Source organism: uncultured Arenimonas sp., assembly GCF_963976025.1.
Taxonomy (GTDB): Bacteria; Pseudomonadota; Gammaproteobacteria; order Xanthomonadales; family Xanthomonadaceae; genus Arenimonas.
The window spans coordinates 1-3,795 of record NZ_CAXBJS010000222.1 but is presented as its reverse complement, the minus strand read 5'-3'; the positions used below and the strand labels follow the sequence as shown (position 1 = coordinate 3,795).

5 protein-coding genes are annotated in these 3,795 nt (G+C 68.4%); all 5 read left to right on the top strand.

Annotated elements, in window-relative coordinates:
• Window positions 1-265, top strand: a 265-nt coding sequence (locus tag AACZ35_RS13090; RefSeq protein WP_339830011.1) for a hypothetical protein, incomplete at its 5' end; no start/stop codon positions are given.
• A gap of 3 nt (window positions 266-268) precedes the next feature.
• Complete coding sequence (locus AACZ35_RS13085; protein WP_339830009.1) at window positions 269-940, top strand: hypothetical protein; 672 nt, start codon at window positions 269-271, stop codon at window positions 938-940.
• A complete protein-coding gene (locus AACZ35_RS13080; protein WP_339830007.1) occupies window positions 940-2,292 on the top strand; it encodes a hypothetical protein in 1,353 nt (450 codons plus the stop codon). Before AACZ35_RS13085 ends, AACZ35_RS13080 begins: the two co-directional genes overlap by 1 nt.
• Window positions 2,293-2,502: 210 nt before the next feature.
• On the top strand, window positions 2,503-3,087 hold the full coding sequence (locus tag AACZ35_RS13075) for a hypothetical protein (RefSeq protein WP_339830005.1): 585 nt from the start codon (window positions 2,503-2,505) through the stop codon (window positions 3,085-3,087).
• Between the two features lie 3 nt (window positions 3,088-3,090).
• Window positions 3,091-3,795, top strand: a 705-nt coding sequence (locus tag AACZ35_RS13070; RefSeq protein ID WP_339830003.1) for a hypothetical protein, incomplete at its 3' end; no start/stop codon positions are given.

The window sequence follows — 3,795 nt, the reverse complement described above, 5'->3', positions numbered from 1 at the left end:
GGCTGTCACCGTGCTCGACGAGAAGGCCGCCATCCGCAAGGCCATCATCACCATGGCCGGGCGCAAGGAAGAGGGTGATTTCACCTCTGCCGGCAGTCCGAACCTCAACGCCCTGGCGAAGCTGACCGGTTTCCGCGTCGACCGCGAGTCGATGAACGAGGTCTGGCTCCAGCTGCAGGAAGAAGCCAAGGCTGCGAGCGACGCTGGCGACGAGGCCGACACCGACGCCGACGCTGGCACCGGCGACACGCAGGACGAGGGCTAAGCCATGGAGCTGGAGGCCCTGTTCGCCGAGTACCGCCGCCAGGCGGACGACAACGCCAGCCCGCAACTCACCTCGAACGCGACCCTGTTCGACTGGGTGAACGAAGCTGAGCGTGAAGCGGCGATCCGGGCCTCCTTGCTTTTTGACGACACGTCGTCGTTCCTGTCGATCGCTGTGGTGGCCGGAACCCACACCTATCCCCTCGATGCGCGGATCCATGCGATCGAGAACGCCTCCCTGCAGCTGACCGCTGGCGGGCGGCCCACCGACCTGGACCTGGTCGGCATGGACAAAATCCAGTCGGACTGCGACTGGAAGACCAAGACCGGCCGGCCGAGGTACGCCGTGCACCGCGAGCGCCTTGGTCTGCGACTGTGGCCGACTCCGTCTGAGTACTACGCGGGCACGCTCTCCCTCGAGGTCTACCGCTACCCCTTCGAAAAAATGATCGCGCTCGACGACGAGCCGGAGATCCCGGAAGAGCACCACCTGGGCCTGGTCGACTGGCTCCTGTGGCGCACGTTCTCCCAGAAGGACGGCGAGCAATACGATCCGGGCCGCGCCAACGATGCGCTGGGCCGCTTCGAACAACGATTCGGTGAGCGCGACAGCGCCGACGTCATGCGGCGCAAGCGCGAGCGCAGTCGGGTCACCACCACCTACGGGGGCCTGTAATGGCCGGCGTCAGCTCCAAGGACCTGCTCCGCATGGCGGGCTGGCCGCTGGGCATCGCCAATCGCCCGCCCGAAGAGGCCATGCCCACCGACGAGGACGGCAACGTCCTGGCGCTGCGGGCGGCCAAGAACATCGACATCGACGACCAGGGCAAGCCGCGCCGGCGCCCGGGCGGCGAACTGGCGCTGGCCGCGGAGGGGCTGCACTCGCTGTGGGCCCATGACCGCTTCCCACTGATGCTGGGCGTGCACGCCGGTGACGTCGTCGCCTTCGACCCCAGCGAAGACATGGAGGCGCTCGGCGCGAGCCTTGAGCGCCCCAACCAGCCGATGAGCTACGACGTCCTGGCCGGCAACGTCTACGCCAGCAACGGCTGGGACAAGCTCCAGATCCGCGGCGATGGCACCGTTCGGAGCTGGGCCGCCGAGTGCCCGGGTGGCCAGCCGCTGGCCGTGATCTCGCCAGGGGTCGGTGGCCTGCGCCAGGGCAAGTACCAGGTGGCCGTGACGTTCATCGACGTCGACGGCCGCGAGGGCGGGGCGTCGCTGCCGGTGGAGCTCGAGCTCGCCGCCGGCGACGGCATCACCCTGACCAACTTCCCGGTGGCACAGGATCCGCGCACGGCCATCATGCGCGTCTACCTGAGCCACCCGGACAGCGACGTGCTCTACGCCGTCCAGGACCTGGCCCTGAGCACCAGCAGCTACCTGGTCGGCATGCACACGCCGGGAGGGAAGCTCGACAAGCTGTTCCTGGCGCCCATGCCGGCGGGCCAGATCGTGCGGGCGGTCAACGGCCGCCAGATCGTGGCATGCGGCCGTCTGCTGCGCTGGTCGCCGGCGTTGACGTACGGCCTCACCATCCTGCACCGCGCCTTCCAGCGCTACGACGCGGAGCTCACCCTGGTCGAGCCGGCCGGCCAGGCCGAAGGCTCGGGCCTGTTCGTCGCCACCGCCGCCGGCGACGGCAAGCGGGCAGGGCGCACGTACTACTTGACCGGGCCCGACCCGGCGAACTGGCAGCGCGTCATTGCCTACCCGCACGGCGCCGTGCGCGGGAGCGCCACCCAGATCGACGCCAGCGCGCTGGGCCTGGAGCAGTCCGGCCTGGTGCCGGTGTGGCTCTCTGACCACGGCCAGTTCGTCATTGGCCTGCGCGGCGGCCAGGTGATGGAGCTGCACGCCGATCGCTACGCCGCGCCGGCCCACGCCGACCACGCCAGCATCGCGCTGCGCGAATTCGGCGGCGTCCGCCACCTGATCGCCACCCTGCGCGGGGGCCAGGTGTCGGGCATGGCTGCGGTCGATCTGGCCGAAGCCGAGGTCTGGAAAAACGGTGAGCGCATCAGCTAAGCCGACGCGCGCTTCGCTCCGCGAGCGGTACCGACTGCTAGTCGAGCACCGCACCGGAGTCTGCAAAGGCTGCCCGCACTACATCCACCCCCGCGCCCTGGTGCCCGCCATGTGCGGCGTCTGCGGCTGCGTGGTGTCGGGAAAGGTTCGCCTGCCTGGCGAGAAATGCCCGCGAGGGCGCTGGTAATCCCATCCACCGAGGACACGCCCATGCTGCATCCCAATATTCTGGCCGCGCGCCACCGCGATGAAGCCCTGCAGGCCATCCGCGCCCACAAGTACGAGCGGACCGACAGCGGCATCGTCATCCCGAGCATGAAGATCGCGATCGGCGGCGTGTTCGAAGTCGCCGGCAATGATGGCGTCTATGACGTCTGCCCGAACCTGATCCCCACCGAAGGCCTGAACCACATCATCTCGGTTGCCCTGGCCCAGGGCACCCAGAAGTCTGCCTTCTACATCGCCCTGTTCAGTGGCGACGTGACGGTGCAGGCCACCTGGACCGGCGCGAACTTCGTCGAGAACGCCACCGAGTTCACCAACTACACCGGCGAGCGCCAGGAGTGGGTGAACGGCGCGGTCGCCGCCGGCTCGGTGAGCAACACCGCCAGTCCGGCCGTGTTCCCGATCACCGGCGCGGGTGGCACCGTGCGCGGCATCGCGCTGCTCGAGGCCAACGCCAAGGGCTCCGTCGAAGGCGTCCTGGTGGCGGCTTCGAAGCTGTCGGTGGCCAAGGTCATGGCCTTGGACGAGGAGCTCAAGGCCAAGTACACCCTGAGCGCGACCTCGACCTGACCTGTGGCCGGCCGATACGACGGCTGGCACCACAAGAAGGGTGCCAGCGAGGCCTCCCCGGAGGACCTGGCTGGCGCCCGGAAGGTGCTCGGCGAGCTCGAGAATCAACTCAAGCTCGGCGGCATCCAGTCTGGGGTGCTGCGAAAGCGGCTCACCAACGGCACCCTGATCGAGGCCCACATCGACATGGGCGTGCCGACGGTGAAGATCCAGCCGAAGAAGCAGGAGGGCGTCGGCCGCCGCGACTTCTCCGGCAACTTCGTCGTCTGGGGCCGCACGCTGGCCCTAGTAGATGGCCACGACCTGGAGAACCCGCAGCAGTGCCTGCGCACCAACCCGCAGGCCGACAACTGGGTGACCCTGACCTATGCAGGCTCCGACGTCGCGCGCAGCGACGGGGTGTTCGCCCACACCTTCCCAAAAGGACTGGGCCGGGCCGGCAACATTGACTGGGTCAGCGCGGACGGCGAGCGGATTAGCTGGTACGGCCCGAGCTCGCGCATGTTCGTGGATGCCTATATCCAGCCGGCGCATCAGTTCGGGAAGTACGTGTTCCACCTGGGCCAGCCGCTGCTCGACGTCGAGGACTACATCACCGACAGCGAGGACCCGTTCCCCGACCGGTTCATCACCGGGGCGGCGCTGGTGCAAACGACCGACGGCCTGTGGCTCTACTGCATGCAGAACCTGGGCCAGAACGGTGTGACC

Coding starts and splice junctions, on each gene's coding strand:
- AACZ35_RS13080 (WP_339830007.1), top strand. CDS start 940: ATGGCCGGCGTCAGCTCCAAGGACCTGCTCCGCATGGCGGGCTGGCCG.
- AACZ35_RS13075 (WP_339830005.1), top strand. CDS start 2,503: ATGCTGCATCCCAATATTCTGGCCGCGCGCCACCGCGATGAAGCCCTG.
- AACZ35_RS13085 (WP_339830009.1), top strand. CDS start 269: ATGGAGCTGGAGGCCCTGTTCGCCGAGTACCGCCGCCAGGCGGACGAC.